Here is a 22,711-nt window from a genome sequence, read left to right on the forward strand (position 1 = left end):
TTCTCGCCGCTCTCGCCGTATCGGAGGTCGTTCCATGCACAGGTTGAAAGTGCTCGTTCTTGAAGACAATTCGTTCCAGTTGATGGCCCTGCACCAGATGCTCAACGCCAATGGCGTGTTCAACGTGTTGAATGCCGAAAGCGTTGCCGCCGCCCGACAATCCCTGGACAACAAGGGGCCGGTGGATATCGCCATCTGCGATCTGTACCTGGAGCAGGCCGACGGGCTGGAGCTGATTCGTTACCTGGCAGAGCAGCAACGGGCGAAGGCGCTGATCATTCTCAGCGACGCGCAAGCGGATGTCCGCGAAGGCGCCGCGGCCATGGCCCGGCAGCAGGGCCTGAATGTGCTGGGCTGTCTGCCCAAGCCGGCCTCGGTCACCCTGCTCAATGAACTGCTGGGCCTGTACCAGCAATGCTTCGAGCCTGGGCCGCAAGACTTGTCGCTGGCCCAGGTGCGCGAAACCCTGGCCCTGGATGTGTTCCAGCCGGAGGTGCCGACCGCCGAGGAAGGGCTGGCGGCGGTACAGCGTCATGGGGTCGCGCACTTCCAGCCGGTGGTCAGCCAGGACGGCGAGGTCCTGGGCGTCGAGGCGTTGGCGCGCTGGCAGCACCCGGAACACGGCTTGATGCTGCCCGCCGAGTTCCTGCCAGTGATCGAATTCGCCGGCCTGGAGGAAGCCTTCACCTGGCTCATGCTGGAGCAGGCCCTGCAATTGTCGGCCGGGGTGCGCCTGGTCATGGGCCGTTCGCTGGCGATCTCGGTGAATATCCCGGTGGGCATGCTGGAACTGCCGAACTTCGCGCGCCAGCTGGAAACCCTGCTACGGCGTTTTGAAGTGCCGGCACGCCTGCTGACCCTGGAAATCGTCGAGACCACCGAACTGGAAACCGATATCGCCCATGTGGAGGCCCTGCTGCGCCTGCGCATGATCGGCTGCAAGCTGTCGATTGGCGACTTCGGCACCGGCGGCACCAGCCTGCAGCGCCTGTTGGAATTGCCGTTCACCGAGCTGAAGATCCCGCCGGCCTTCGTCTGCGGGCTGGCTGGCGATGAGCGCAAGGCGGCCGTGGTGGCCGGCGCCATGAGCATGGCCCGGCGCATGTCGCTGGGCGTGGTGCTGGCGGGTATCGAGAGCGCCGCCGACTATCAGGCGGCCAAGAAGCTGGGGCAGGCGCGCTTGCAAGGCTGTTTCATCGCCGAGCCCATGAGCGCCGTCGCCGTGCGCCAGTGGATCGCCCGGCGCTTGCATGACGAGCTCGACGAACAGGCCGGCTGAGCCGGGGCTCAGGCGAGCCCGTGTTCCTGCACGTAGATGTACAGCGCCGCGGCGCTGGACAGGCCGAGCTTGCGCATGGCGCTGACCTTCTGGGTGCTGACGGTCTTTTTGCTGCGGCTGAGCTTGGCGGCGATTTCCCCGACCGTCAGCCCGGCCGCCAGCAGGCGGATGACCTCGAGCTCGCGGGGCGACAGCTGTTCCCCGGACAACAAGCGATCCGGCCCGACCTCGCCCGCCAGGCTGAGAAGTTGCTGGATGGCCTGGGCGACAAACACCTTGTCGCGGCGCACATGGCTGATCGCCGCCGGCAGCTCGTCGGCCAGGCTGGCCTTGCTCAGCAGCCCCGAGACGCCCAGGTCGAGAATCGAACGGAACAGCCCGGCATTGTTGAGCATGGTCACCACCACGATCGGCAGCTGGGGATGATGCCGGCGCAGTTGCTCGATCAGGCGCAGGCCATCGTTCTGCTGTTCGCCCGGCATCATGAAGTCGGTGACCAGTACGTCGCAGGGACAGCTTTGCAGCAGTTCGCCGAGGGCGGTCGGGGAGCTGGCTTCGCCGACGATCTCCAGGTTGTCGTCGCGCTCCAGGACGGCCCGCAGACCGATGAGGAAAATCGGGTGATCGTCGGCCAGGACGATCCGCAGTTTTTTATTGGACGTTTGATTCAAGACTCGCTCCGGTGAGAAGGCAGCATTTCGGACAGGCCCTGCAACCGGGCACCGTCATCGCTGCGCCGCCGGGCTTTGCCAACCGCTCGAGGAGAGGGCCCCCATGGCCACACCCCCACCTGCCAGAAAGACCTGCGCCAGGCCTGAAAATCCGACTCGGGAGCAGGTCGCGATGCCGGTTCGGATCGACCCTCGGCGCTATTCCTGCCAACAGGCGGTATTGCGCTACAAGAAGGTCGAGGCGCTGATCGATCAGCCGGCTCCGTCGCGTTCGTTTCTGGTTTGAGTGCCGATTCTAGTCTGATCCGGGCTGTTTTTTATCTGTCATGTTTTGCGGGCATGCTGGATCGACTCAGGTCGGCAACCGCCAGCGGTTGCGAACTTTCTTCTCTGGGCGATGGTCACTTGAATGCCAGAAAGCTACCGGCATTGGTGTATTCGAGCCTTAATTCCAGCTATTGAGTGGTGATCGAGATGGAAAGTATCAGCCTATTGTTGGGTGAAGCTTTGAGCCCGTATCAGGTAACTCTGACCCCGCGCGCGCAGGGGGAATGCCTGGTGACCCTGAAGAATGCCTTGGGGGCCATCGTGGTCGAGCGCGAGTTCAGCCAGGCCCAGTTGACCGACAAGCGCCAGTTGACCGATGTCGTCGACGGTCTGCATCGCGACGTATTGATCGCCGAAGGCCGTCTGGAACCCTGTGTCATCGCGGCCTTGCGCAATGTGGCCCGGGAGAAGGCGTTCGACAGCGCACGCTGACTGGAATTTTCGGGAACCTTCGCAGCAAGCCATCAGTCAGACCCTTGGCAACAGGATCGAGCATTGTGCTCCGGTGCTTGTCGCCTGTTGCGCGGGTCTGGTTTCAGGCCACGTTTAACCCCGAGTCGTCTCCCCACTGCTCGGGGTTTCTTTTTGCCCGGATTTTTTATCGCAGCGGCGTGTCGCGGAAAAACGCCAGGGCATCGCTGCGGTATTGCTCGCGCCGTGACGGTTCCAGCCACTGGGCATAAAGCTCCAGCAAGGTGTGCGGGCGCAGTTCGAGCAGCGCCCGGTTGATGCGCTCCACCGCCTGCCTGCCCTGCGCTGTGTTCGAGCAGCCGACGTTCACTGACTGGTATCTGGGCATGCCCTGGATCGGGTAGAACTCCAGCTCATCGGGATCGATCCCTTGCTGTTGCGCCTGGAAACGGATTTCTGTCTGGTAACCGATCAAGGCTTTCAGGCGCCCGTGGCGTTGCATCTGCAGCAGGTTGCCGATGGCGCTGTTGCCGTAGTGGGCCATCAGCGCGCCGAGCGGAGCCTGTTTGAGCAGGCTGTCGATCGGTTCGCCATAGCTGCGCTCGGCCACCACGCCCACATTGTGCAGGGGGCTGACCAGCAGTGCGCCCAGGTCGATCTGGCCGTCATGGATAAACGGCAGCAGGTCGGGACGGTCCTGGCGCCGTACCGCCAGGCCGTTGCTGAACATGCGAAAAGTGGTGATGCAAAACGCCAGCCATTGCGCCCGCTGCGGGGTGAACAGCAGCGCCGGATCGCAGACGAAGGGCAGTTCCCGGAGCATCTGCATGGCCCGGGCGCGGTTGACGTGCACGAACTGATGGTCGTACTCCGGCAGGCTGGCCATCAGCGCGGGCAGGGCCTGATCGATCACGCCCAGGCCTTTTTGCGGACCTTCGAAAATCGTCATCGGCGGCAGGTCGCGCAACACCCAGATCAGCGTGTCCCGGGCCTGGCTGGCCGGTGACCAGGCGCCGAGCGCCAGCAGCATCGACAACAGGCGTATGCCACGAATCATTCGCCTGCTACGGCATGGGGTCATCAGGCTGCTGATCCTTGTCGGTAAAAGGCATTGCTTTTCAAACTAGATCGCGCCGTTGTCACGCAGGCTTTTGATCTGCTGCTCGTCGTAGCCCAGGGCGCCCAGTACCTGGGCATTGTGTTCGCCGAGCGCGGGGCCGACCCATTCGGACGAGCCTGGGGTGTCCGAGAGTTTCGGCACGATGCCGGGCATCTTGAATGCCTTGCCGTCCGGCAGCTTGGCCTGGAGGAACATTTCCCGGGCGAGAAACTGCGGATCGCTGAACATGTCCTCGGCGCTGAAGATGCGGCTGGCAGGGACTTGTGCCTGGTTCAGCAATTCGAGCACGCGCTCCAGCGGCAGCGAGTTGACCCAGCGATCGATGACCCCGTACAGCTCGTCGCGCCGGCTGTCGCGGCCGTCGTTGCTGGCCAGGGCCGGGTCGTTGGCCAGGTCGTCGCGGCCGATCAGCAGCATGAAGCGCTTGAAGATCGCATCGCCGTTGGCGCCGATCTGCACATGCTTGCCATCGGCGCTGGTATGAATGGAGGAGGGCGTGATGCCGGGCATGATGTTGCCGGTGCGTTCGCGGATGAAGCCGAAGACATCGAACTCCGGGACCATACTTTCCATCATGGCGAAGATCGCTTCGTACAACGCCACGTCCACCACCTGGCCCTGGCCGCCGTTGACCTCACGGTGCCGCAGGGCCATCAGCGCGCCGATCACGCCCCACAGGGCGGCAATCGAGTCGCCGATGGAAATGCCGGTGCGCACCGGCGGACGGTCCTCGAAACCGGTGATGTAGCGCAGCCCGCCCATGGACTCGCCGACCGCGCCGAAACCGGGCTGGTCCTTCATCGGCCCGGTCTGGCCGAAGCCGGACAGGCGCACCATCACCAGCTTGGGATTGAGCGCATGCAGGGTGTCCCAGCCCAGGCCGAGCTTTTCCAGGACCCCGGGGCGAAAGTTCTCGATCAGGATGTCGGCCTCGGCCAACAGCTTCTTCAGCACCTCCAGGCCGTCCGGGTGCTTGAGGTTCAGGGTCAGGGACTTTTTGTTGCGCGCCTGGACGAACCACCACAGGGACGTGCCTTCATACAGCTTGCGCCACTTGCGCAGCGGGTCGCCGCCGTCCGGCGATTCGACCTTGATCACCTCGGCGCCGAATTCGGCGCAGATGCGCGAGGCGAACGGGCCGGCGATCAGGGTGCCGAGTTCGACGACTTTCAGGCCGGCAAGGGGTTTGGCGGTAAGCGGCATGGAAGATCCTTGTAGGACAAAGATTGGACGGTAGAGCGTTTTAACATAGCCCGGCGCTCCCTCGCCAAAGGATGATGGTGCGCGATTCGTGGATTGGCGCGTGCATCGGTTAGACTTGCCGCCTTTCCTCGTATCAAGAAGCCCCGTCCATGGCCCAGCCGTCTACCACCTACAAGTTTGAATTGAACCTGACTGACCTCGATCGCGGGGTGTACGAAAGCGTCAAGCAAACCATCGCCCGCCATCCGTCGGAAACCGAAGAGCGCATGACCGTGCGTCTGCTGGCCTACGCCCTTTGGTACAACGAACACCTGTCGTTCGGTCGTGGCCTGTCGGAAGTGGATGAGCCGGCCCTGTGGGAAAAAAGCCTGGACGACCGCGTGCTGCACTGGATCGAAGTCGGCCAGCCGGACGCCGAGCGCCTGACCTGGTGTTCGCGCCGTACCGAGCGCACCAGCTTGCTGGCCTACGGCAGCCTGCGTGTGTGGCAGACCCGCGTAGTGGACGCGGTGAAGAACCTGAAGAACCTCAATATCGCCGGCGTGCCCCAGGACGTCCTGGAAGTCCTGGCCAAGGACATGCCGCGCGTTATCAAGTGGGACGTGATGATCAGCGAAGGCACGATCTTCGTCACCGACGATCGCGGCCAGCACGAAGTCCAGCTGGAATGGTTGTTGGGCGAACGCTGAGTTCGCCACGCCGCGTTGTTTCGCCGTATCCCCCGTATCGAAGAGAAGCTTCTGTCACCCCATGCGTATCGAACCTCGTGAGTTGCCCGCCACCCTGCCATTTCTCGGTGATCTGCCGCCGTTGCTGACCCGCCTGTACGCCGCCCGTGGCGTGCAGTCCGAGGCCGAGCTGGACAAGAGCCTGGCGCGGCTGATCCCGTTCCAGCAGCTCAAGGGCATCGAGGCGGCAGTCGACTTGCTGGTGACGGCGCTGGAGCAGCGCGAACGCATCCTGATCGTCGGCGACTTCGACGCCGACGGCGCTACCGCCAGTACCGTGGGGCTGCTCGGCCTGCGCCTGCTGGGCGCGGCCCATGTCGATTACCTGGTGCCGAACCGTTTCGAATATGGCTACGGCCTGACCCCGGAAATCGTCGCGGTGGCCCTGGAGCGCAAGCCCCAGCTGCTGATCACCGTGGACAACGGCATCTCCAGTGTCGAGGGCGTGGCGGCGGCCAAGGCGGCCGGGCTGAAAGTGCTGGTCACCGACCACCACTTGCCGGGCCACGAGTTGCCGGCGGCCGACGCCATCGTCAACCCGAACCAGCCCGGCTGCGAGTTCCCGAGCAAGGCGCTGGCCGGGGTCGGGGTGATCTTCTATGTGCTGATGGCGCTGCGCACCCGCCTGCGCAGCCTTGGCTGGTACGAAGCCAAGCCGCAACCGAATATCGGCGAGCTGCTGGATCTGGTGGCGCTGGGCAGCGTGGCCGACGTGGTGCCGCTGGACGCCAACAACCGCATCCTGGTGCACCAGGGGCTGGAGCGGATTCGCGCCGGGCGCGCGCGGCCGGGGATCAAGGCGATCCTCGAAGTGGCCAAGCGCGAGGCGTCGCGCATCACCTCCACCGACCTGGGCTTCATCCTTGGCCCACGGTTGAATGCCGCCGGTCGCCTGGACGATATGAGCCTGGGCATCGAATGCCTGCTCAGCCATGACATGGCCCTGGCGCGGGAAATGGCCAGCCAGCTGGACGAGTTGAACCAGGACCGCAAATCCATCGAGCAGGGCATGCAGCGCGAAGCCCTGGCCCAGCTCAAGGACTTGCCGGTGGAATCAATGCCGTTCGGCCTGTGTCTGTTCGAGCCCGACTGGCACCAGGGAGTGATCGGGATTCTCGCTTCGCGGCTGAAGGAGCGTTACCACCGGCCGACCATCGCCTTTGCCGACGCCGGCGAAGGCATGCTCAAGGGGTCGGCGCGTTCGGTGCCGGGCTTTCATATCCGCGACGCCCTGGACGCGGTGGCGGCCAAACATCCGGACCTGATCAGCAAGTTCGGCGGTCACGCCATGGCCGCCGGTCTGTCGCTGCCGGAGCAGAATTTCCCGGCCTTCGCCGAGGCCTTCGATGCCGAGGTGCGCCGCCAGCTGCGCGAGGAAGACCTGACCGGGCGCCTGCTGTCGGACGGCACCCTGGCGGTGGAAGAGTTCCACCTCGAACTGGCCCGTGCCCTGCGCCATGCCGGGCCCTGGGGCCAGCACTTTCCCGAGCCGCTGTTCCATGGCGTGTTCCAACTGGTGGAGCAGCGCGTCGTCGGCGAGCGCCACCTCAAGGTGGTGCTGCGCAGCGAATGCGGTTCGGTGAAACTCGACGGCATCGCCTTCGGCATCGACCGCGATATCTGGCCGAACCCGACCATCCGCTGGGTGGAACTGGCCTACAAGCTGGACCTCAACGAGTTCCGCGGCCAGGAAACGGTGCAACTGATGATCGCCCATATCGAACCGCGCTGACCCGCGCGGACGCTTTCGCGGGCAAGCCTCGCTCCTACGAACGGTGGGCGCTGCTTCTGTAGGAGCCAGGCTTGCCGGCGAAGAGGACGCTGCGGTGTACCAGGCCGGGCACTGACAAAGTGCATCGGAACCCTGCTGGTCGCGCCGTTGTCGACTAGGCTCTAAACACTGCTTGATTGGCCTTGTGACGTTTTGTCCTTTTTCTCCCGCGGGGGCGGGCGCTGTTCCTTTCCAGTCACTCGTCGACTTTTCAAACAGAACCCTGGAGCCTGACCACTGATCGAGAGGTGCCCCATGAGTCTGCTGCTTGAGCCCTATACCCTTCGTCAATTGACCTTACTCAACCGCATCGCGGTATCGCCCATGTGCCAGTACTCCAGCGTAGATGGACTGGCCAATGACTGGCACCTGGTGCACCTCGGCAGTCGTGCCGTGGGCGGCGCCGGACTGATTTTCACCGAGGCCACGGCGGTCACCGCCGACGGGCGCATCACCGCCCAGGACCTCGGCCTGTGGAACGACGAACAGATTGCACCCTTGCAACGCATCACCCGGTTCATCACCGCCCAGGGCGCGGTTGCCGGCATCCAGCTGGCCCACGCCGGACGCAAGGCCAGCACCCATCGGCCCTGGCTGGGCACGCACGGCAGCGTCAAGCCCGAGGAGGGCGGCTGGGTCCCGGTTGGCCCTTCGCCGATTGCCTTCGACCCGCAACACACGCCGCCGACCCAGCTCGACGAAGGGCAGATCGCCGCGATCGTCCAGGCCTTCGTCGATTCGGCCAAACGCGCCCTGGTCGCCGGTTTCAAGGTGGTCGAAGTGCATGCTGCCCATGGCTACCTGCTGCATCAATTCCTCTCGCCCCTGAGCAATCAGCGTCGCGACCAGTACGGTGGCTCCTTCGATAACCGCATTCGCCTGGTCCTGCAGGTGTGTGAGGCGGTGCGGGCGGTCTGGCCGGAAGAATTGCCGCTGTTCGTCCGGGTGTCGGCCACCGACTGGGTGGAGGACGGCTGGAATCCGGACGAAACCGTCGAGCTGGCATGCCGCCTGAAAGCATTGGGGGTGGACCTGATCGATGTCTCGTCGGGCGGCACCGCGGTCAATGCCGAAATCCCCACCGGCCCGGGCTACCAGACCCGCTTCGCCGAACGGGTGCGCAAGGAGTCGGGGATCGCCACCGGCACCGTGGGCATGATCACCGAGCCGGCCCAGGCCGAGCATATTCTGCGCACCTGCCAGGCCGACATCATCTTCCTCGCCCGGGAGCTGCTGCGCGACCCGTACTGGCCGCTGCACGCCGACGACGACCTGAGCGGGCACAAGGCGATCTGGCCGGCGCAGTACCAGCGCGCGACCCATCGCGACCAGCCGATTCACGAGTCGGATCTGCGCGAGTGAGCTGCGCGGAGGCATAAAAAAACCGGCCTGTGAGGGCCGGTTTTTTTGTGCTGGCGGGCAACCTGTAGCCGCTGCCGCAGGCTGCGATCGACCGGGAACCGGTCGCAAATCGGGCGACGCGGATCGACTGAAGAGCCTGGGTCCGCTGCGCGGCCCATCGCAGCCTGCGGCAGCGGCTACAGATAGTGCTGCATCAGCTGTACTTGCGCTTGTCCGGTGCCGGCGGGAAGTACTGGTACAGCCAGGTTTCGCTCAGGGTGCGATCGTTGCTGCGGATGAACAGCCGCAGCTCCACCGGATCGACGCTATCGTTGGTCGGGTACCAGTCGAAGAGCACGCGATAACCCTGGATCTCGTCCAGCTTCAGCACGTGGAAATCCTTGACCTGACCGTTCGACGCAGTGACCACGGGCTCGATGCCGGTGCCCTCCGGCAGCCGCTCCAGCCCGCCGCCGTTGAAGTCCACGGCGAAGCGCCGGGCCCAGACCGGCGGATAATGCTCGCCCGGCGCCCAGCCCTCGACGAAGCCGCCCATGCCCGAACGGGTGGCGTTGACCCGCGCCAGCGGCGTGCCCACCGGTGGCAGGGCGCTCCAGTACAGCTTGTAGCCGTAGTTCAGCGAATCCCCGGCGGCCAGCGGTGTTTTCGGGGTCCAGAAGGCCACGATATTGTCCAGGGTCTCGCCGGTGGTGGGGATCTCCAGCAGGTCGACCGAGCCTTCGCCCCAGGCGGTGGTCGGCTCGACCCACAGGCTCGGGCGCCGGCTGTACCAGTCCACGGTGTCCTGGTAGTTGGCGAACTCATGGTCAGTCTGCACCAGGCCGAAACCCTTCGGGTCCTTGTCGGCGAAGGCGTTGAACTGCAGGGTCGCCGGGTTGTTCAGCGGACGGCAGATCCACTCGCCGTTGCCGCGCCACATGGCCAGGCGGTCCGAGTCGTGGATCTGCGGATGGATGGTGTCGCACATGCGCCGTTCATGGGTGCCGCAGCTGAACATGCTGGTCATCGGCGCGATGCCCAGTTGTTCGATGGCGGTGCGGGCGTTGACGTGCGCATCGACGTCCATCACCACGCGCTCGGCCTGGCAGTCGATGTCGAAGCGGTAGGCGCCGGTGGCGCTGGGCGAATCGAGCAGGGCATAGACCACGAAACGGGTGCTGTCCTTGTCCGGGGTCTCGAACCAGAACTGGGTGAAGTCGGGGAATTCTTCGCGTTTCTTGGCGTAGGTGTCGATCGCCAGGCCGCGGGCCGAGAGGCCGTACTGGCCGGTCTTGTCCACGGCGCGGAAATAACTGGCGCCGAGGAAGGACACCACATCGTGCCTGTCCAGCTCCGGGGCCTTGAACAGCTTGAAGCCGGCAAAACCCAGGTCGCCCTTGAGCTGCGCGGTGTCGACGCTGGTGTTCTGGTAGTTGAACAGCGACGGGCGGAAATGCACTTCCCGCGCCTGCCGGGTCTTGGCGTCGACGCTGTGCATGCGCACCGGCTGCTTGAAGCCCATGCCGACGTGGAAGAACTGCACGTCCAGCTGGCCGTTCAGCTCCTTCCACAGCGAGTGGTTGCCGTCGTACCGGATCGCGTTGAAGTTCTGCGGGGTCATGGTCGCCAGGGTCGGTGGCAGCACCTGCTTGGTGTCCACATAGGGCTTGCCGGCCAACTGCTTGGCCCGGGCCTTGAGAATCTCGAAATCGAAGGCTTGCGCTTCGCCGTCGGCGGCGCCCGCCCAGGCCCGGGTGGCCAGCAGACCCGTGGCCGACAGGCCGGTGTAGGCGGCCAGCGCCATGGATGCTTTCAGAAGATGCCTGCGATGCATAAGTGAACCTTGTCAGGAGATCCCGAGCCCTTCCTGGCTGCGCTGGATCGGAAATGGAGGTTCGGTCATGCCTTCGGCCAAACACAACGGACTTTTAACAGCGGGCGGATAGAATAATCGGTTCGCCCGAGGCAAAAAATGCCCCGCGTGTATCGATACGTAAAACCACGGATGGCTTCAGGAAAACCAAGATGCTCAATGAACGCCCTTTGACCCCGCAAGACATCCCGCTGTTCAAACTGATTGACCGCGCGGAACTGATCGAAGAGTTCTACCGCCTGCAGGACGGGCAACTGCTGGGTTATCCCCAGCGCGAGGTGGTGACCGGCTGGCCGCCCGGCGAAGCCGAGCATGACGCGCAGGTCTTGCAGGCGTGTGAACAGCGCGGCGGCTGGCTGTACGGGGTGTTCGACGAGCACCGGCTGGTGGCCGCCGCGGTGGTCGATTGCCTGGTGATCCACAACGCCGGCCTGCAGCTGCGGCAGTTGAAGTTCCTGCATGTCAGCCAGGCGTATCGCGGGCGCGGCCTGGGCCAGCGCTTGTTCGGCCTGGCCGCCGAGCAGGCGCGGCGCATGGGCGGCGAGGGGCTGTATGTCTCGGCCACGCCGTCGCGCAATACCGTGGATTTCTATCGCCGCCTGGGCTGCGAGCTGTTGGCGGCCCCCGATCCAGAGCTGTATCGCCTGGAACCCGAGGACATCCATCTGTACCTCAGGCTGGCCTGATCTTCAGCGGGCTTTGCGCCAGGCCGGCCAGGCGAGGAGGGTTACGGCCCGCAGCAGCCATTCGCAAGGGCCATATTGATGGCCGCGCATCCACAGGGTGCTGAGCCACAGTTGCAGCGCGTAGAGAGCGATCACGATCAGCAGGATCCAGGCCGAGCCCAGCTGGTTGATCAGGCCCAGGCCGTAGCCGGTGAATATCAGGCTCAGGAGCAAGGATTGCAGTAGGTAGTTGCTCAGCGACATGCGTCCCATGGGGGCCAGCAACCTGCACACTCGTTCGCCCAGGGGCGAGTTGAACGCGCCAAGGAACAGCAGCACGTAGCTGGCGGTGAGCAGGGGCGCGGTCAACTGGCCTATGCCGTATCCCAGGGCTTCCAGGCCAGCGCCGGGGGCATAGGCGGCGGTATAGCCATAGATGAGCGCGCCGCCGAGGCCGATGGGCAGCATCAGGCTCAATAACCTGTCCTTCCAGGCGTCGAAGACGTAGGGCGCCACCAGCCAGCCGCGGCGTCCGGCTACATAGCCGAACAGGAACATTGCCAAGGTACTGGGGCCCTGCAACAGCCATAACGCGAGGATGGTCTCTGGCAGGTGACTGAGGTTGAAGCTCAAGGTGCCCAAGACGCTCGAGCCGAGCAGGAAGGCCTTGTCCACGGGTTCCCATTCCATGCTGCCGACGTAATTGCTTTCGGCTAGTTGCAGCAGGCCCAGCGCCATGAAAATCAGCGCCGAGCACACCAGCAGTCCCACCGCCAGCTTGAGCGCGCGTCGCGGGCAAAGGTTGCGCAGCCCCAGCAATACCAGGCCGAGCACTGCGTAGAGAGACAGAATCTCACCGTAGAACAGCACGGCGCCGTGGATCAGTCCGATCGCCAGCAGCGCCAGTTGCCTGCGTACCATGCGCGGTACGAACGCGCTCTGCGAGCGCTGCGCCGAAGCCAGTTGCAGGGTGAAGCTGTAGCCGAAGAGAAAGGAGAACAGCAGGTAGAACTTGGTTTCGAACAAGGTCGAGATCAGGAAGCGGATGGCGTGATCGATGGCGGCGGGGTAGGCCGGATTGCTCACTGAGGCGCCGTAGTAAGGGTCGGTGAACACCCAGATGTTCACCGCCAGGATGCCCAGCAAGGCGAACCCGCGCAGGGCATCGATGTGCAGCAGGCGAGTGGCGGACGTGATTTTCTCGAGGCCGGGGCGAGCGGGGCTGTTCATCTGGGTCAGCGTCCTTGCAGCAGGTGGGCCACCAGTTGTTGCAGCACCTGGGATTGGTCTTGCGGGTTGAACAGCGGGTCGGCGGCGACCCGGGCGAACAGGCCGTCGACCAGCGCGGCCAGCCAGGTGGCGGCCTGTTCGGGGCTCAGTTTGGTGTGCAATTGCCCGGCTCGGCCTGCGGCGTCCACCAGAGCGGCGAGCCCTTCGCGCAACACCAGATCGTTGGCCTTGACCAGGTGTGCCACGGCTTCGTCGCGGTGGCCGAGGGCGGAAATCTCCAGGGCCAGGCCGGCGTAATGGCGGTCGCTGGCCAGTTGGCAGACGTGCTCGAGGAAGCCTGACAGGGCCGCCATCGGGTCTTCAGCCGCGACCAGTGCAGCCATCGCGGCGGCGGTCTCTTCACCTTCCCGGGCGATCAGCGCCAACAGCAGTTCGTGCTTGCTGCTGAAGTAATGGAACAGATTGCCGGAGCTCATGCCCGCGGTGCTGCAAATGTCAGCGGTGCGGGTGGCGACAAAACCGGCTTCGGCAAAACACTGGGCAGCGGCATCCAGTAGGGCGGTTCGCTTGGCTTCGCGTTGCAGGGGATTGGCGGGGCGCATGTGGGCTCATTAGTTAATTGACTGATCACTCAATTAAAGGGTGAGCCTGAATGCTTGGCAAGCCTTGTCTGCAAAAAATCAGTCGACGGGATGACTTCCGCCACGCGCTCCCCGGTCTATCGCTGGCCGAGCAGGAGGATCGACGGGGCACCCGTGAGTCCAGGGATTCATATGCCGCTCCCCGCCAACGGCATGAACCACGGCACGGCACACAGCACCAGCACGCAGCCCAGCCACAGGCCCAGCCAGCGATAGTGGGCCGGCATGCGGCAGGCGTGCCAGCCTTTGGCGGCGGCATACACCAGGCTGATCTGGATCAGCACCAGGGACAGGACCCCGGTGGGGATCGCCAGGGCCGAAATAAAAGGCGCGGCGACGGCGCCGGTCAGTACCAGGCCGAGTTGCAGGGCGGCGAATGGTAGCACCAGCCAGACGGCCACTTGCAGCATCAGGCTGACGATTCGCGAGGGCATGGGCGCATCCTGGCTGCCGGAGAGGTTTCAGCGCCGCGGGCTGCGGAGCCTGGCGCTGTGTGGCGGCGGATGGTGCCGCAACTTGATCGGCTTGGCCAGACCTCGTTCAATAGCCGCCTTTCAAGGAGATCGGGCAAATGAATTGCAGTTTTTTGGCGGGCGCGCGATGAAGTACAGGAAGACGCTGACGGTGCTGGTTTTACTGCTGTTCGCCTGCGCGCTGGTGTTCGTCTGCGCCTTGAACACCGTGCTTGAGCGCAAGCCCTATTCGAGCACCAGCCCCTCCGGCCGTTACCTGCTGCAGCATGCCTCGGCCGGTGGCCTGCTGGTGCCCTTCGGCGGCCTGGGCTACTTGCAAATCATCGACCTCAAGGAGCCGCAACGGGTCTATCGCACGCCCTTGATCGAAGACTGGTCGCTGGACCTGCGGATGTACGAGGACGACAACAGCATCCGCATCTTTGGCCTGGAGTTCATCAAGGCCAGCAAGACCTACATCATTCAGTGGCCGGACTGGGAGCACCACTGGCTCGATGGGTTCATCAGCAACACGCCCTACGAGTTCTGTGCTGAAACCGACGGTAATTGCTATTAGCCGGGCCGCCGGGCCTGGCCACATCGTTCTTTCATGAGTGTCGTGACCATCGCGGGCAAGCCTCGCTCCTACGGGTTGTACAGGTTCGTAGGAGCGAGGCTTGCCCGCGATGCCGGTCAGTGCTTGAACATCACATGGCGCACGACGCTGTAGTCCTCCAGCCCGTACAGGGACATGTCCTTGCCGTAGCCGGAGAGCTTCTGCCCGCCGTGGGGCATTTCGCTGACCAGCATGAAGTGGGTGTTGACCCAGGTGCAGCCGTATTGCAGGCGTGCCGAGAGGCGGTGGGCGCGGCCGACATCGGCGGTCCATACCGAGGATGCCAGGCCGTACTCCGAGTCGTTGGCCCAGCCCAGGACCTGGGCCTCGTCAGCGAAGCGGGTGACCGAGACCACCGGCCCGAACACTTCGCGGCGGACGATTTCGTCGTCTTGCCGGGCGTCGGCCAGCACCGTCGGTTCGAAGAAGAAGCCGTTGCCGTCCACCGCCTTGCCGCCGGTGACCAGGCGGATATGCGGCTGGGCGATGGCGCGCTCGACGAACCCGGCCACGCGGTCGCGGTGCTGGGCGCTGATCAGTGGACCCAGTTCGGTATCCGGGTCGCCCTGCAGGCCGTATTTGATGCTGGCGACCGCCGCGCCGAGCTTCTCGACGAAGCGCTCATAGATACCCTCCTGGGCATAGATGCGGCAGGCAGCGGTGCAATCCTGGCCGGCGTTGTAGAAACCGAAGGTGCGGATGCCTTCCACGGCGGCGTCGATGTCGGCGTCGTCGAAGATGATCACCGGTGCCTTGCCGCCCAGTTCCATGTGCAGGCGTTTGACGCTGTCGGCGGTGCTGGAAATGATGTTCGAGCCGGTGGCGATGGAGCCGGTGAGCGACACCATGCGCACCTTCGGATGGGTCACCAGCGGTTGGCCCACGGTGGCGCCGCGGCCGAAGACCAGGTTGAGCACGCCAGCGGGAAAGATCGCCGCCGCCAGTTCGGCCAGGCGCAGGGCGGTCAGCGGGGTCTGCTCCGAGGGCTTGAGCACCACGGTGTTACCGGCGGCCAGGGCCGGGGCGATTTTCCAGGCGACCATCATCAGCGGGTAGTTCCACGGCGCGATGGAGGCGATCACTCCCACCGGGTCGCGACGGATCATCGAGGTGTGCCCCGGCAGGTATTCGCCGCCGGCCGAACCGCTGAGGCAACGGCTGGCGCCAGCGAAGAAACGGAACACGTCGGCAATCGCCGGGATCTCGTCGTTCAAGGCCGCGCTCAGCGGCTTGCCGCAGTTGTCCGACTCCAGCCGGGCCAGCTCCTCGCCATGGGCTTCGATGCTGTCGGCCAGCTTGAGCAACAGCAGCGAACGTTCTTTCGGCACGGTTTGCGACCAGCTCTGGAACGCTGCGTCGGCGGCACGCACCGCGGCATCGACCTGGGCTTCGCTGGCCTCGTTGATTTCCACCAGCACCTTGCCCAGCGCAGGGTTGAATACCGCCTGGGCAGGGCCTTCGCCGCTGACCAGTTGGCCGTTGATCAAGAGTTTGGTTTGCATGGTCATGTCCTCTTCGAATCTATTGTTTTTCTATGGAAACGAGCCTCCGTAGGAGCGAGGCTTGCCCGCGAATTCGTGGTGTCTGCCAACGTCAATGTTGAAGGTGACGGCCTCTTCGCGGGCAAGCCTCGCTCCTACAGACCCGGGTTCCAAGCCGGTTTTATTTGCCGCCGCTGCCCGCCACGCTTTCGCCGCCGCGGGTCAGGTAATAGGCGCCGAGGATCGGCAGCATGGTCACCAGCATCACCAGCATGGCGACGACGTTGGTCACCGGTACGTCCCGCGGCCGGCTGAGCTGGTTGAGCAGCCACAGCGGCAGGGTGCGTTCATGGCCGGCGGTGAAGGTGGTGACGATGATTTCGTCGAACGACAGGGCGAACGCCAGCATGCCGCCGGCCAGCAACGCCGAGCCGAGGTTCGGCAAGATGATGTAGCGGAAGGTCTGCCAGCCGTCGGCGCCCAGGTCCATCGAGGCTTCGATCAGGCTGTGGGAGGTACGGCGCAGGCGGGCGATCACGTTGTTGTAGACAATCACCACGCAGAAGGTCGCGTGGCCGACGATGATGGTGAACATCCCCGGTTCGATCCCCAATGTCTTGAAGGTCGCCAGCAGGGCGATGCCGGTGATGATCCCGGGCAGGGCGATGGGCAGGATCAGCATCAGCGAAATCCCCTGTTTGCCGAAGAAGTCCCGCCGGTACAACGCCGCCGAGGCCAGGGTGCCGAGGACCATGGCGATCAGGGTGGCGATGGCGGCGATCTGCAACGACAGCTTGATGGCCTCGAGCACGTCGGGGCGGGCGAAGGCCACGCTGAACCATTTCAGGGTGAAGCCCTGGGGCGGAAAGCTGAAGGCTGCGTCTTCGGTATTGAAGGCGTAGAGGAAGATGATCAGGATCGGGAAATGCAGGAACAGCAGCCCGCCCCACGCGGCAAGGCGCAGGCCCAACGAGGCTGGTTCTCCGTGCTTGGCTGAGTCAGAGCGCATCGAAGGCCCCCAGGCGTTTGACGATGGACAGGTAAATGGCGATCAGCACGATCGGCACCAGGGTGAAGGCGGCGGCCATCGGCATGTTGCCGATCGCCCCTTGCTGGGCGTAGACCATGCTGCCGACGAAGTAGCCGGGCGGGCCCACCAGCTGCGGCACGATAAAGTCGCCCAGGGTCAGGGAGAAGGTGAAGATCGAGCCGGCGGCGATGCCCGGCACCGACAGCGGCAGGATCACCTGCATGAAGGTCTGGCGCGGCTTGGCGCCGAGGTCGGCGGAGGCTTGCAGCAAGGACGGCGGCAGGCGTTCCAGAGAGGCCTGGATCGGCAGGATCATGAACGGCAGCCAGATGTAGACGAACACCATGAAGCGCCCCAGGTGCGAGGTCGACAGGGTGCTGCCGCCGACCCCGGGAATCCCCAGGATGAACTGCAACAGCGGCTCCAGCCCCAGGTGCTGGACGAACCACTGGGCCACGCCGCCCTTGGCCAGCAGCAGGGTCCAGGCGTAGGCCTTGACGATGTAGCTGGCCCACATCGGCAGCATCACCGCGATGTAGAAGAACGCCTTGGTCTTGCCGCTGGTGTAGCGCGCCATGTAGTAGGCGATGGGGAAGGCGACCACGGCGCTGGCGAGCGATACGGCGATGGCCATGCTCAGGGTGCGCAGGATGATGTCGAAGTTCGACGGCTGGAACAGCGCGGCGAAGTTGGCCAGGGTCAGGTCCGGGGTGACCGCCATGGTGAAGTCATCGAAGGTGTAGAAGCCCTGCCAGAGCAGGATCAGCAAGGAGCCCAGGTAAATCGCGCCGAACCAGAGCAGCGGCGGCACCAGCAGCAGCGCCAGGTACAGGTTCGGCCGTCGGTACAGCAGGTTGGAAAAGCGCCGCAGCGGCGAGCCGCCGGGGCTTTGGGAAGTGATCGCCAGGGTGTTCATGTCACACCCCGCTCGCCAGGGTATCGGCCAGCGGGATCATCGCCTCGCGAGCCCAGCGCGCGCTGAGGCGTTGCCCGGTCTGGTGCTGGGCGCCGCTGTCCAGCCATTGGTCGTTGGCCCGGCTGATGCTGAGGGTCTGGCCGTTGTCCAGTTGCAGCTCGTAGCGGGTGGCGCTGCCCTGGTACTGGATATCGTGCAGCAGGCCGCTGACTTCGATCTCGTGGCTGGGCAGCGGACCTTCGGCGAAACGCACATGTTCCGGGCGGATCGAGAAGGGCCGCTGGCTGCCGCTCAGGCGTTCGGCCAGCTCGCCGCGAATCACGTTGGAGGTGCCGACGAACTCGGCGACGAAGGTGGTGGCCGGTTTCATGTACAGGTTGCGCGGGCTGTCGACCTGCTCGATGCGGCCCTTGTTGAACACCGCCACGCGGTCGGACATCGACAGGGCTTCGGTCTGGTCGTGGGTGACGAAGATGAAGGTGATGCCGAGCTGGCGCTGCAGCTTCTTCAGTTCGCCCTGCATCTGTTCGCGCAGCTTCAGGTCCAGCGCCCCCAGGGGTTCGTCCAGCAGCAGGACCCGCGGCCGATTGACCAGCGCCCGGGCCAGGGCCACGCGCTGGCGCTGGCCGCCGGACAGCTGCACCGGCTTGCGCTCGCCGTAGCCTTGCAGGGCGACCATGGCCAGGGCCTCTTCGGCGCGCTTGAGGCGTTCGGCCTTGGCGACGCCTTTGACTTTCAGGCCGTAGGCCACGTTGTCGCGCACGTTCATATGGGGAAACAGCGCGTAATCCTGGAACACGGTGTTGACGTCGCGCTGATAGGGCGGCAACCCGGTGGCTTCGGCCCCGTGGATGTGGATCGAGCCGGCGCTCGGCTGTTCGAAACCGGCGATCAGGCGCAGGCAGGTGGTCTTGCCCGAGCCGGAAGGGCCGAGCATGGAAAAGAACTCGCCGTCCTGGATATCGATGGACACCCGGTCAACGGCCTTCACCTCGCCAAACTGCCGGGAAACGTTGGTGAACTGGACTGCAAGCGTCATGGTGCGGTGCTCCGGGAAAGCGCGGAATCAGGTTTGGCGAAGAGCGCAGGAACCTGTAGCCGCTGCCGAAGGCTGCGATCGACCCCGAAGGGGGCGCAGGATCTTGAGATCGCTGAAGGCCTTCGGCCTTATCGCAGCCTGCGGCAGCGGCTACAGGGAACTCACCTGCCGCCCATGATTGCGATGTAATCCTGGGTCCAGCGGCTGTACGGCACGAACTTGCCGCCCTCGGCCTGCGGGGTTTTCCAGAAGGCGATCTTGTCGAACTGGTCGAAGCCGTTGGTCTTGCAGCCCTCGGCGCCCAGCAGTTGGCTTTCCTGGCAGGCCGCCGGCACGGCTGGCAGCGAGCCGAACCAGGCAGCGACATCGCCCTGGACCTTCGGCGTGAGCGACCAGTCCATCCACTTGTAGGCACAGTTGGGGTGCTTGGCCTCGCTGTGCAGCATGGTGGTGTCGGCCCAGCCGGTGGCCCCTTCCTTGGGAATGGTCGAGGCGATCGGCTGTTTCTCGTTGATCAGGCCGTTGACCTGATACGGCCAGGAGCTGGCGGCGACCACGCCTTCGTTCTTGAAGTCGCTCATCTGTACCGTGGTGTCGTGCCAGTAGCGGTGGATCAGCGGTTGCTGGGCGCGCAGCAGGTCGAGCACCGCCTTGTACTGGGCCTCGGTCAGTTCGTAGGGATTCTGGATCCCCAGTTCCGGTTTCGTGCTCTTGAGGTACAACGCGGCATCGGCGATGTAGATCGGCCCGTCATAGGCCTGCACGCGGCCCTTGTTGGGCTTGCCGTCCGGCAGGTTCTGCGCATCGAACAGCACGCTCCAGCTGGTCGGTGCCTGCTTGAAGACGGTGGTGTTGTACATCAGCACGTTCGGGCCCCACTGGTAGGGCGTGCCGTAGGTCTGCTTGTCGACCACGTACCAGGGCGCGTCCTTGAGGCGCGGGTCGAGGTTTTTCCAGTTGGGAATCAGCGCGGTGTTGATCGGCTGCACGCGCTTGCCGACGATCAGCCGCAGGGAGGCGTCGCCGGACGCGGTGACCAGGTCGTAGCCGCCCTTGGCCATCAGGCTGACCATCTCGTCGGAGGTGCCCGCGGTCTTGACGTTGACCTTGCAACCGGTCTCCTTCTCGAAGCCGGTGACCCAGTCGTAGTTCTTGTCGCTCTCGCCACGTTCGATGTAGCCGGGCCAGGCCACGATATCCAGCTGGCCTTCGCCGGCACCGACGGCCTTGAGCGGTTCGGCGGCCTGGAGGCTGGCGCTGGCCAGCAGGGCGGTGGTGATTGCACTGAGCAGTGCGGTCTTGTGCACGAACATGGGGAAACCCTCTTCTTCAAATTATGGTCGGGGCAGTTGTGAACGTGGTGGAGCGCGCCCTAAGGGCTTGTTATTAGCTTAGTGCCGTTATTCCAGGTCATTGCCGTGGCGGGCCATGATGTGGCGCACCACGCTGTAGTCCTGCAGCGAATCGCTGGACAGGTCCTTGCCGTAGCCGGAGCGTTTCAAGCCGCCGTGGGGCATTTCGCTGGCCAGCATGAAATGGCTGTTGATCCAGGTGCAGCCGTATTGCAGGCGGGCTGCCACCTGCATGGCCTTGTCCAGGTTCTGGGTCCAGATCGACGAGGCCAGGCCGTATTCCGAGTCGTTGGCCCAGTCCACTGCCTGCGCCAGCTCGTCAAAACGGGTGACGGTGACCACCGGGCCGAACACTTCGCGCTGGACGATTTCATCCTGCTGCCGACAGCCGGCCAGCAGGGTCGGCTGGTAATAGAAGCCGGCGCCCGAATGCACCGCCGCGCCGGTCACCCGTTCGATATGCGGTTGGCCCAGGGCGCGTTCGACGAAGCTGGCCACGCGGTCGCGCTGGCGAGTGCTGATCAGCGGGCCGATCTCGTTGTCGGTATCGCGCTTGCCGGCGAACCGCAGGCTGCTCACGGCGGCGCCCAGTTCGGCCACCAGACGGTCATGGATCCCGCCCTGGGCATAGATCCGGCAGGCCGCGGTGCAGTCCTGCCCGGCGTTGTAATAGCCGTAGTTGCGCACACCCTCGACCACGGCCTGCAGGTCGGCGTCGTTGCAGACGATCACCGGGGCCTTGCCGCCCAGTTCCAGGTGCGTGCGTTTCAGGGTTTTCGAGGCGGCCTGGAGGATCTTCTGCCCGGTGACGATATCGCCGGTCAGCGACACCATGCGTACCTTGGGGTGGCTGACCAGGTGGCTGCCCACGCCTTCGCCACCGCCGCAGACAATGTTCAGCACGCCGCGCGGCAGCAGTTCGGCCAGGGTCGGCGCCAGGGCCAGGATCGACAGCGGGGTATGCTCCGACGGCTTGAACACCAGGGTATTACCGGCGGCCAGGGCCGGAGCGATCTTCCAGGCGGCCATCATGATCGGGTAGTTCCACGGCGCGATCGACGCCACCACGCCGATAGGGTCGCGCCGCACCATGCTGGTGTAGCCCGGCAGGTACTCGCCGGCGAGCTGGCCGGTCTGGCAGCGCACGGCGCCGGCAAAAAAACGGAACACGTCGACGGTGGCGCCCAGATCGTCCTGGCGCGCCAGGTGCAGCGGCTTGCCGCAGTTCAGCGATTCCAGGCGGGCCAGGTGGTCGGCCTGCTTTTCCACGGCATCGGCAATCGCCAGGAGGATGTTCGAGCGTTGCTGGGGCGTGGTGCGCGACCAGTCGGTAAAGGCGCGGTGGGCGGCGAGGATCGCGCCTTCCACCTGTTCGCTGCTGGCCTCGGCGATCCGGGTCAGCACTTCGCCGGTGGCCGGGTTGAGGATAGGTTCGACAAGCCCCTGGCCGGCGACCAATTCGCCATCGATCAACAAAGCGGTGGACAACGGAGTCTGCGCGCCAGCCATTTTCCGGGTTCTCTTTTCTTGTATGGCCATGGTGCTCTCCAGTGACGGAGGCCCGGCCCTCTCTGGACGGATGATCAGAGACTAGTGGCGGGGCCGGTACTCGACAAATACCAAATACTGAATGCAGCGTTCGATTAAATAGATGGCTTGCGCCCGCCGTGGGGCTGTTCACGAGCCACGGTCAGGAACGGGTCGACCAGCGCCGGGCGCGCCGTGCCCCGGCGCCATGCCAGGCCGACATCGAGGGTCTGGCTGAGGTCGGCGATGGGCCGGGCCTCGATGATGTCGCCCTCCAGCGACCAGGGGCGATAGGTCATGTCCGGCTGGATCGACACCCCAAGCCCGGCCGCCACCAGGCTGCGCACCGCTTCCGTGGAGGCGGTGCGCAAGGTGATGCGCGGTTGCAGGCCGGCGCCGGACCACAGGCGCTGGGCATTGCGGTCCATTTCATCGACGTTGAGCTGGATCAGCGGCTCGCGAGCGACATCCGCCAGGCTGATGCTGTCGTGTTCCAGCAGCGGGTGCTGGGCGGGCAGCCACAGGCGGTGGGGGGAGTGGGTCAGCACTTCGGTCTGCAGGGCGTGGCGGTCTTCGAGATTGGAGAGGATCAACACCCCGACGTCGATTTCGCCGCTGACCAGCAAGTGCTCGATGTAGGGGCGCTCATCCTCCATCACGCGGATTTCCACATTGGGGTAGGCGCGCTGGAAACGCGTGAGCAAGTCCGCCAGGTAGTAACCGGCGACCAGGCTGGTCACGCCGACGATCAACTGGCCGGCCACCTGGTCGGTGCTCTGTTGCAGGCTGCGCTTGGCATTGTCGACCGTGGCCAGGATCAGGTGCGCCTGGCGCAGGAACTGGTGGCCCTGGTGAGTCAGGGTCATGCCCTTGGCATGGCGGTTGAACAGGTTGACGCCGATTTCCTGTTCGAGCTGCTGGATCGCCAGGGTCAGGGTCGACTGGGAAATGAACACCGCCTGGGCGGCAGACGAGATCGAGCCGGTCTCGGCCACGGCGATGAAGTGACGGATCTGGCGCAAGGTCATCATGGGCATC

Annotated in this window: 22 protein-coding genes; 8 read left to right on the plus strand and 14 right to left on the minus strand. The window is 64.7% G+C overall.

Annotated elements, in window-relative coordinates; all coding sequences use genetic code 11:
* The first annotated feature begins 34 nt into the window (after positions 1 to 34).
* A complete protein-coding gene (locus PMI20_RS08775; RefSeq protein ID WP_007923030.1) occupies positions 35 to 1,279 on the plus strand; it encodes an EAL domain-containing response regulator in 1,245 nt (414 codons plus the stop codon).
* An 8-nt stretch (positions 1,280 to 1,287) separates the two neighbouring features.
* Here the strand turns inward: PMI20_RS08775 and PMI20_RS08780 are convergent, their stop codons facing one another.
* Entirely contained in the window at positions 1,288 to 1,950 is a 663-nt protein-coding gene (locus PMI20_RS08780; RefSeq protein ID WP_007923029.1) for a response regulator, read from the minus strand.
* Positions 1,951 to 2,053: 103 nt separating this feature from the next.
* Between PMI20_RS08780 and PMI20_RS08785 the strand changes: the two genes are divergently transcribed.
* Together PMI20_RS08785 and PMI20_RS08790 are read left to right on the plus strand one after the other, a co-directional pair.
* Positions 2,054 to 2,236, plus strand: a complete 183-nt coding sequence (locus tag PMI20_RS08785) for a hypothetical protein (RefSeq protein WP_157173140.1) — start codon at positions 2,054 to 2,056, stop codon at positions 2,234 to 2,236.
* Between the two features lie 188 nt (positions 2,237 to 2,424).
* Positions 2,425 to 2,709, plus strand: a complete 285-nt coding sequence (locus tag PMI20_RS08790; protein ID WP_007923026.1) for a DUF3509 domain-containing protein — start codon at positions 2,425 to 2,427, stop codon at positions 2,707 to 2,709.
* A 166-nt stretch (positions 2,710 to 2,875) separates the two neighbouring features.
* On the opposite strand, the gene PMI20_RS08795 is transcribed toward PMI20_RS08790, so the two are convergent.
* Positions 2,876 to 3,745 carry a TIGR02285 family protein gene (locus tag PMI20_RS08795; RefSeq protein WP_502945115.1) on the minus strand — a complete coding sequence of 290 codons (870 nt, stop codon included), beginning with the start codon at positions 3,743 to 3,745 and terminating at the stop codon, positions 2,876 to 2,878.
* Positions 3,746 to 3,811: 66 nt separating this feature from the next.
* Positions 3,812 to 5,011 carry a CaiB/BaiF CoA transferase family protein gene (locus tag PMI20_RS08800; protein ID WP_007923024.1) on the minus strand — a complete coding sequence of 400 codons (1,200 nt, stop codon included), beginning with the start codon at positions 5,009 to 5,011 and terminating at the stop codon, positions 3,812 to 3,814.
* A gap of 149 nt (positions 5,012 to 5,160) precedes the next feature.
* Here PMI20_RS08800 and PMI20_RS08805 point away from each other — a divergent pair, with 149 nt between their 5' ends.
* The 3 genes from PMI20_RS08805 to PMI20_RS08815 all read left to right on the plus strand — a co-directional run bounded on the left by PMI20_RS08805 (position 5,161) and on the right by PMI20_RS08815 (position 8,872).
* A complete protein-coding gene (locus tag PMI20_RS08805) occupies positions 5,161 to 5,700 on the plus strand; it encodes a YaeQ family protein (protein ID WP_007923023.1) in 540 nt (179 codons plus the stop codon).
* A 61-nt stretch (positions 5,701 to 5,761) separates the two neighbouring features.
* A complete protein-coding gene (gene recJ, locus PMI20_RS08810; protein WP_007923022.1) occupies positions 5,762 to 7,471 on the plus strand; it encodes a single-stranded-DNA-specific exonuclease RecJ in 1,710 nt (569 codons plus the stop codon).
* 294 nt (positions 7,472 to 7,765) lie between these two features.
* Positions 7,766 to 8,872 (plus strand): NADH:flavin oxidoreductase/NADH oxidase, encoded by a 1,107-nt coding sequence (locus tag PMI20_RS08815; RefSeq protein ID WP_007923021.1) that lies wholly within the window; start codon positions 7,766 to 7,768, stop codon positions 8,870 to 8,872.
* Between the two features lie 193 nt (positions 8,873 to 9,065).
* On the opposite strand, the gene PMI20_RS08820 is transcribed toward PMI20_RS08815, so the two are convergent.
* Positions 9,066 to 10,685 carry a glucan biosynthesis protein D gene (locus tag PMI20_RS08820; RefSeq protein WP_007928017.1) on the minus strand — a complete coding sequence of 540 codons (1,620 nt, stop codon included), beginning with the start codon at positions 10,683 to 10,685 and terminating at the stop codon, positions 9,066 to 9,068.
* A gap of 191 nt (positions 10,686 to 10,876) precedes the next feature.
* On the opposite strand from PMI20_RS08820, the gene PMI20_RS08825 reads away from it, so the two are divergent.
* Positions 10,877 to 11,410, plus strand: coding sequence for a GNAT family N-acetyltransferase (locus tag PMI20_RS08825; protein ID WP_007928012.1), 534 nt, complete (start codon positions 10,877 to 10,879; stop codon positions 11,408 to 11,410).
* 3 nt (positions 11,411 to 11,413) lie between these two features.
* Here the strand turns inward: PMI20_RS08825 and PMI20_RS08830 are convergent, their stop codons facing one another.
* The 3 genes from PMI20_RS08830 to PMI20_RS08840 form a co-directional block, all read right to left on the minus strand.
* Positions 11,414 to 12,619, minus strand: coding sequence for a DUF418 domain-containing protein (locus PMI20_RS08830; RefSeq protein ID WP_007928009.1), 1,206 nt, complete (start codon positions 12,617 to 12,619; stop codon positions 11,414 to 11,416).
* A 5-nt stretch (positions 12,620 to 12,624) separates the two neighbouring features.
* Positions 12,625 to 13,221, minus strand: a complete 597-nt coding sequence (locus PMI20_RS08835; RefSeq protein WP_007928007.1) for a TetR/AcrR family transcriptional regulator — start codon at positions 13,219 to 13,221, stop codon at positions 12,625 to 12,627.
* A gap of 167 nt (positions 13,222 to 13,388) precedes the next feature.
* Positions 13,389 to 13,694: a hypothetical protein gene (locus PMI20_RS08840; protein WP_007928006.1), complete on the minus strand. Its 306-nt coding sequence runs from the start codon at positions 13,692 to 13,694 to the stop codon at positions 13,389 to 13,391.
* 166 nt (positions 13,695 to 13,860) lie between these two features.
* On the opposite strand from PMI20_RS08840, the gene PMI20_RS08845 reads away from it, so the two are divergent.
* Positions 13,861 to 14,289, plus strand: coding sequence for a hypothetical protein (locus tag PMI20_RS08845; protein WP_007928004.1), 429 nt, complete (start codon positions 13,861 to 13,863; stop codon positions 14,287 to 14,289).
* Positions 14,290 to 14,405: 116 nt separating this feature from the next.
* Here the strand turns inward: PMI20_RS08845 and PMI20_RS08850 are convergent, their stop codons facing one another.
* The 7 genes from PMI20_RS08850 to PMI20_RS08880 form a co-directional block, all read right to left on the minus strand.
* Complete coding sequence (locus PMI20_RS08850; RefSeq protein WP_007928002.1) at positions 14,406 to 15,830, minus strand: gamma-aminobutyraldehyde dehydrogenase; 1,425 nt, start codon at positions 15,828 to 15,830, stop codon at positions 14,406 to 14,408.
* 160 nt (positions 15,831 to 15,990) lie between these two features.
* Positions 15,991 to 16,818, minus strand: a complete 828-nt coding sequence (locus PMI20_RS08855; protein WP_007928000.1) for an ABC transporter permease — start codon at positions 16,816 to 16,818, stop codon at positions 15,991 to 15,993.
* A complete protein-coding gene (locus PMI20_RS08860) occupies positions 16,808 to 17,755 on the minus strand; it encodes an ABC transporter permease (RefSeq protein ID WP_007927996.1) in 948 nt (315 codons plus the stop codon). The genes PMI20_RS08855 and PMI20_RS08860 overlap by 11 nt, the downstream gene beginning before the upstream one ends.
* Before the next feature lies 1 nt (position 17,756).
* Positions 17,757 to 18,794, minus strand: coding sequence for an ABC transporter ATP-binding protein (locus tag PMI20_RS08865; RefSeq protein WP_007927995.1), 1,038 nt, complete (start codon positions 18,792 to 18,794; stop codon positions 17,757 to 17,759).
* Positions 18,795 to 18,955: 161 nt separating this feature from the next.
* Entirely contained in the window at positions 18,956 to 20,107 is a 1,152-nt protein-coding gene (gene ydcS, locus PMI20_RS08870; protein ID WP_007927994.1) for a putative ABC transporter substrate-binding protein YdcS, read from the minus strand.
* Between the two features lie 87 nt (positions 20,108 to 20,194).
* Complete coding sequence (locus tag PMI20_RS08875) at positions 20,195 to 21,685, minus strand: gamma-aminobutyraldehyde dehydrogenase (protein WP_007927993.1); 1,491 nt, start codon at positions 21,683 to 21,685, stop codon at positions 20,195 to 20,197.
* A gap of 104 nt (positions 21,686 to 21,789) precedes the next feature.
* The gene (locus tag PMI20_RS08880; protein ID WP_037035125.1) at positions 21,790 to 22,704 is read right to left on the minus strand and encodes a LysR family transcriptional regulator; all 915 of its coding nucleotides are present in this window, start codon (positions 22,702 to 22,704) and stop codon (positions 21,790 to 21,792) included.
* Between the last annotated feature and the right edge of the window lie 7 nt (positions 22,705 to 22,711).

It is taken from the genome of Pseudomonas sp. GM17, assembly GCF_000282175.2.
Lineage (GTDB): Bacteria > Pseudomonadota > Gammaproteobacteria > Pseudomonadales > Pseudomonadaceae > Aquipseudomonas > Aquipseudomonas chlororaphis.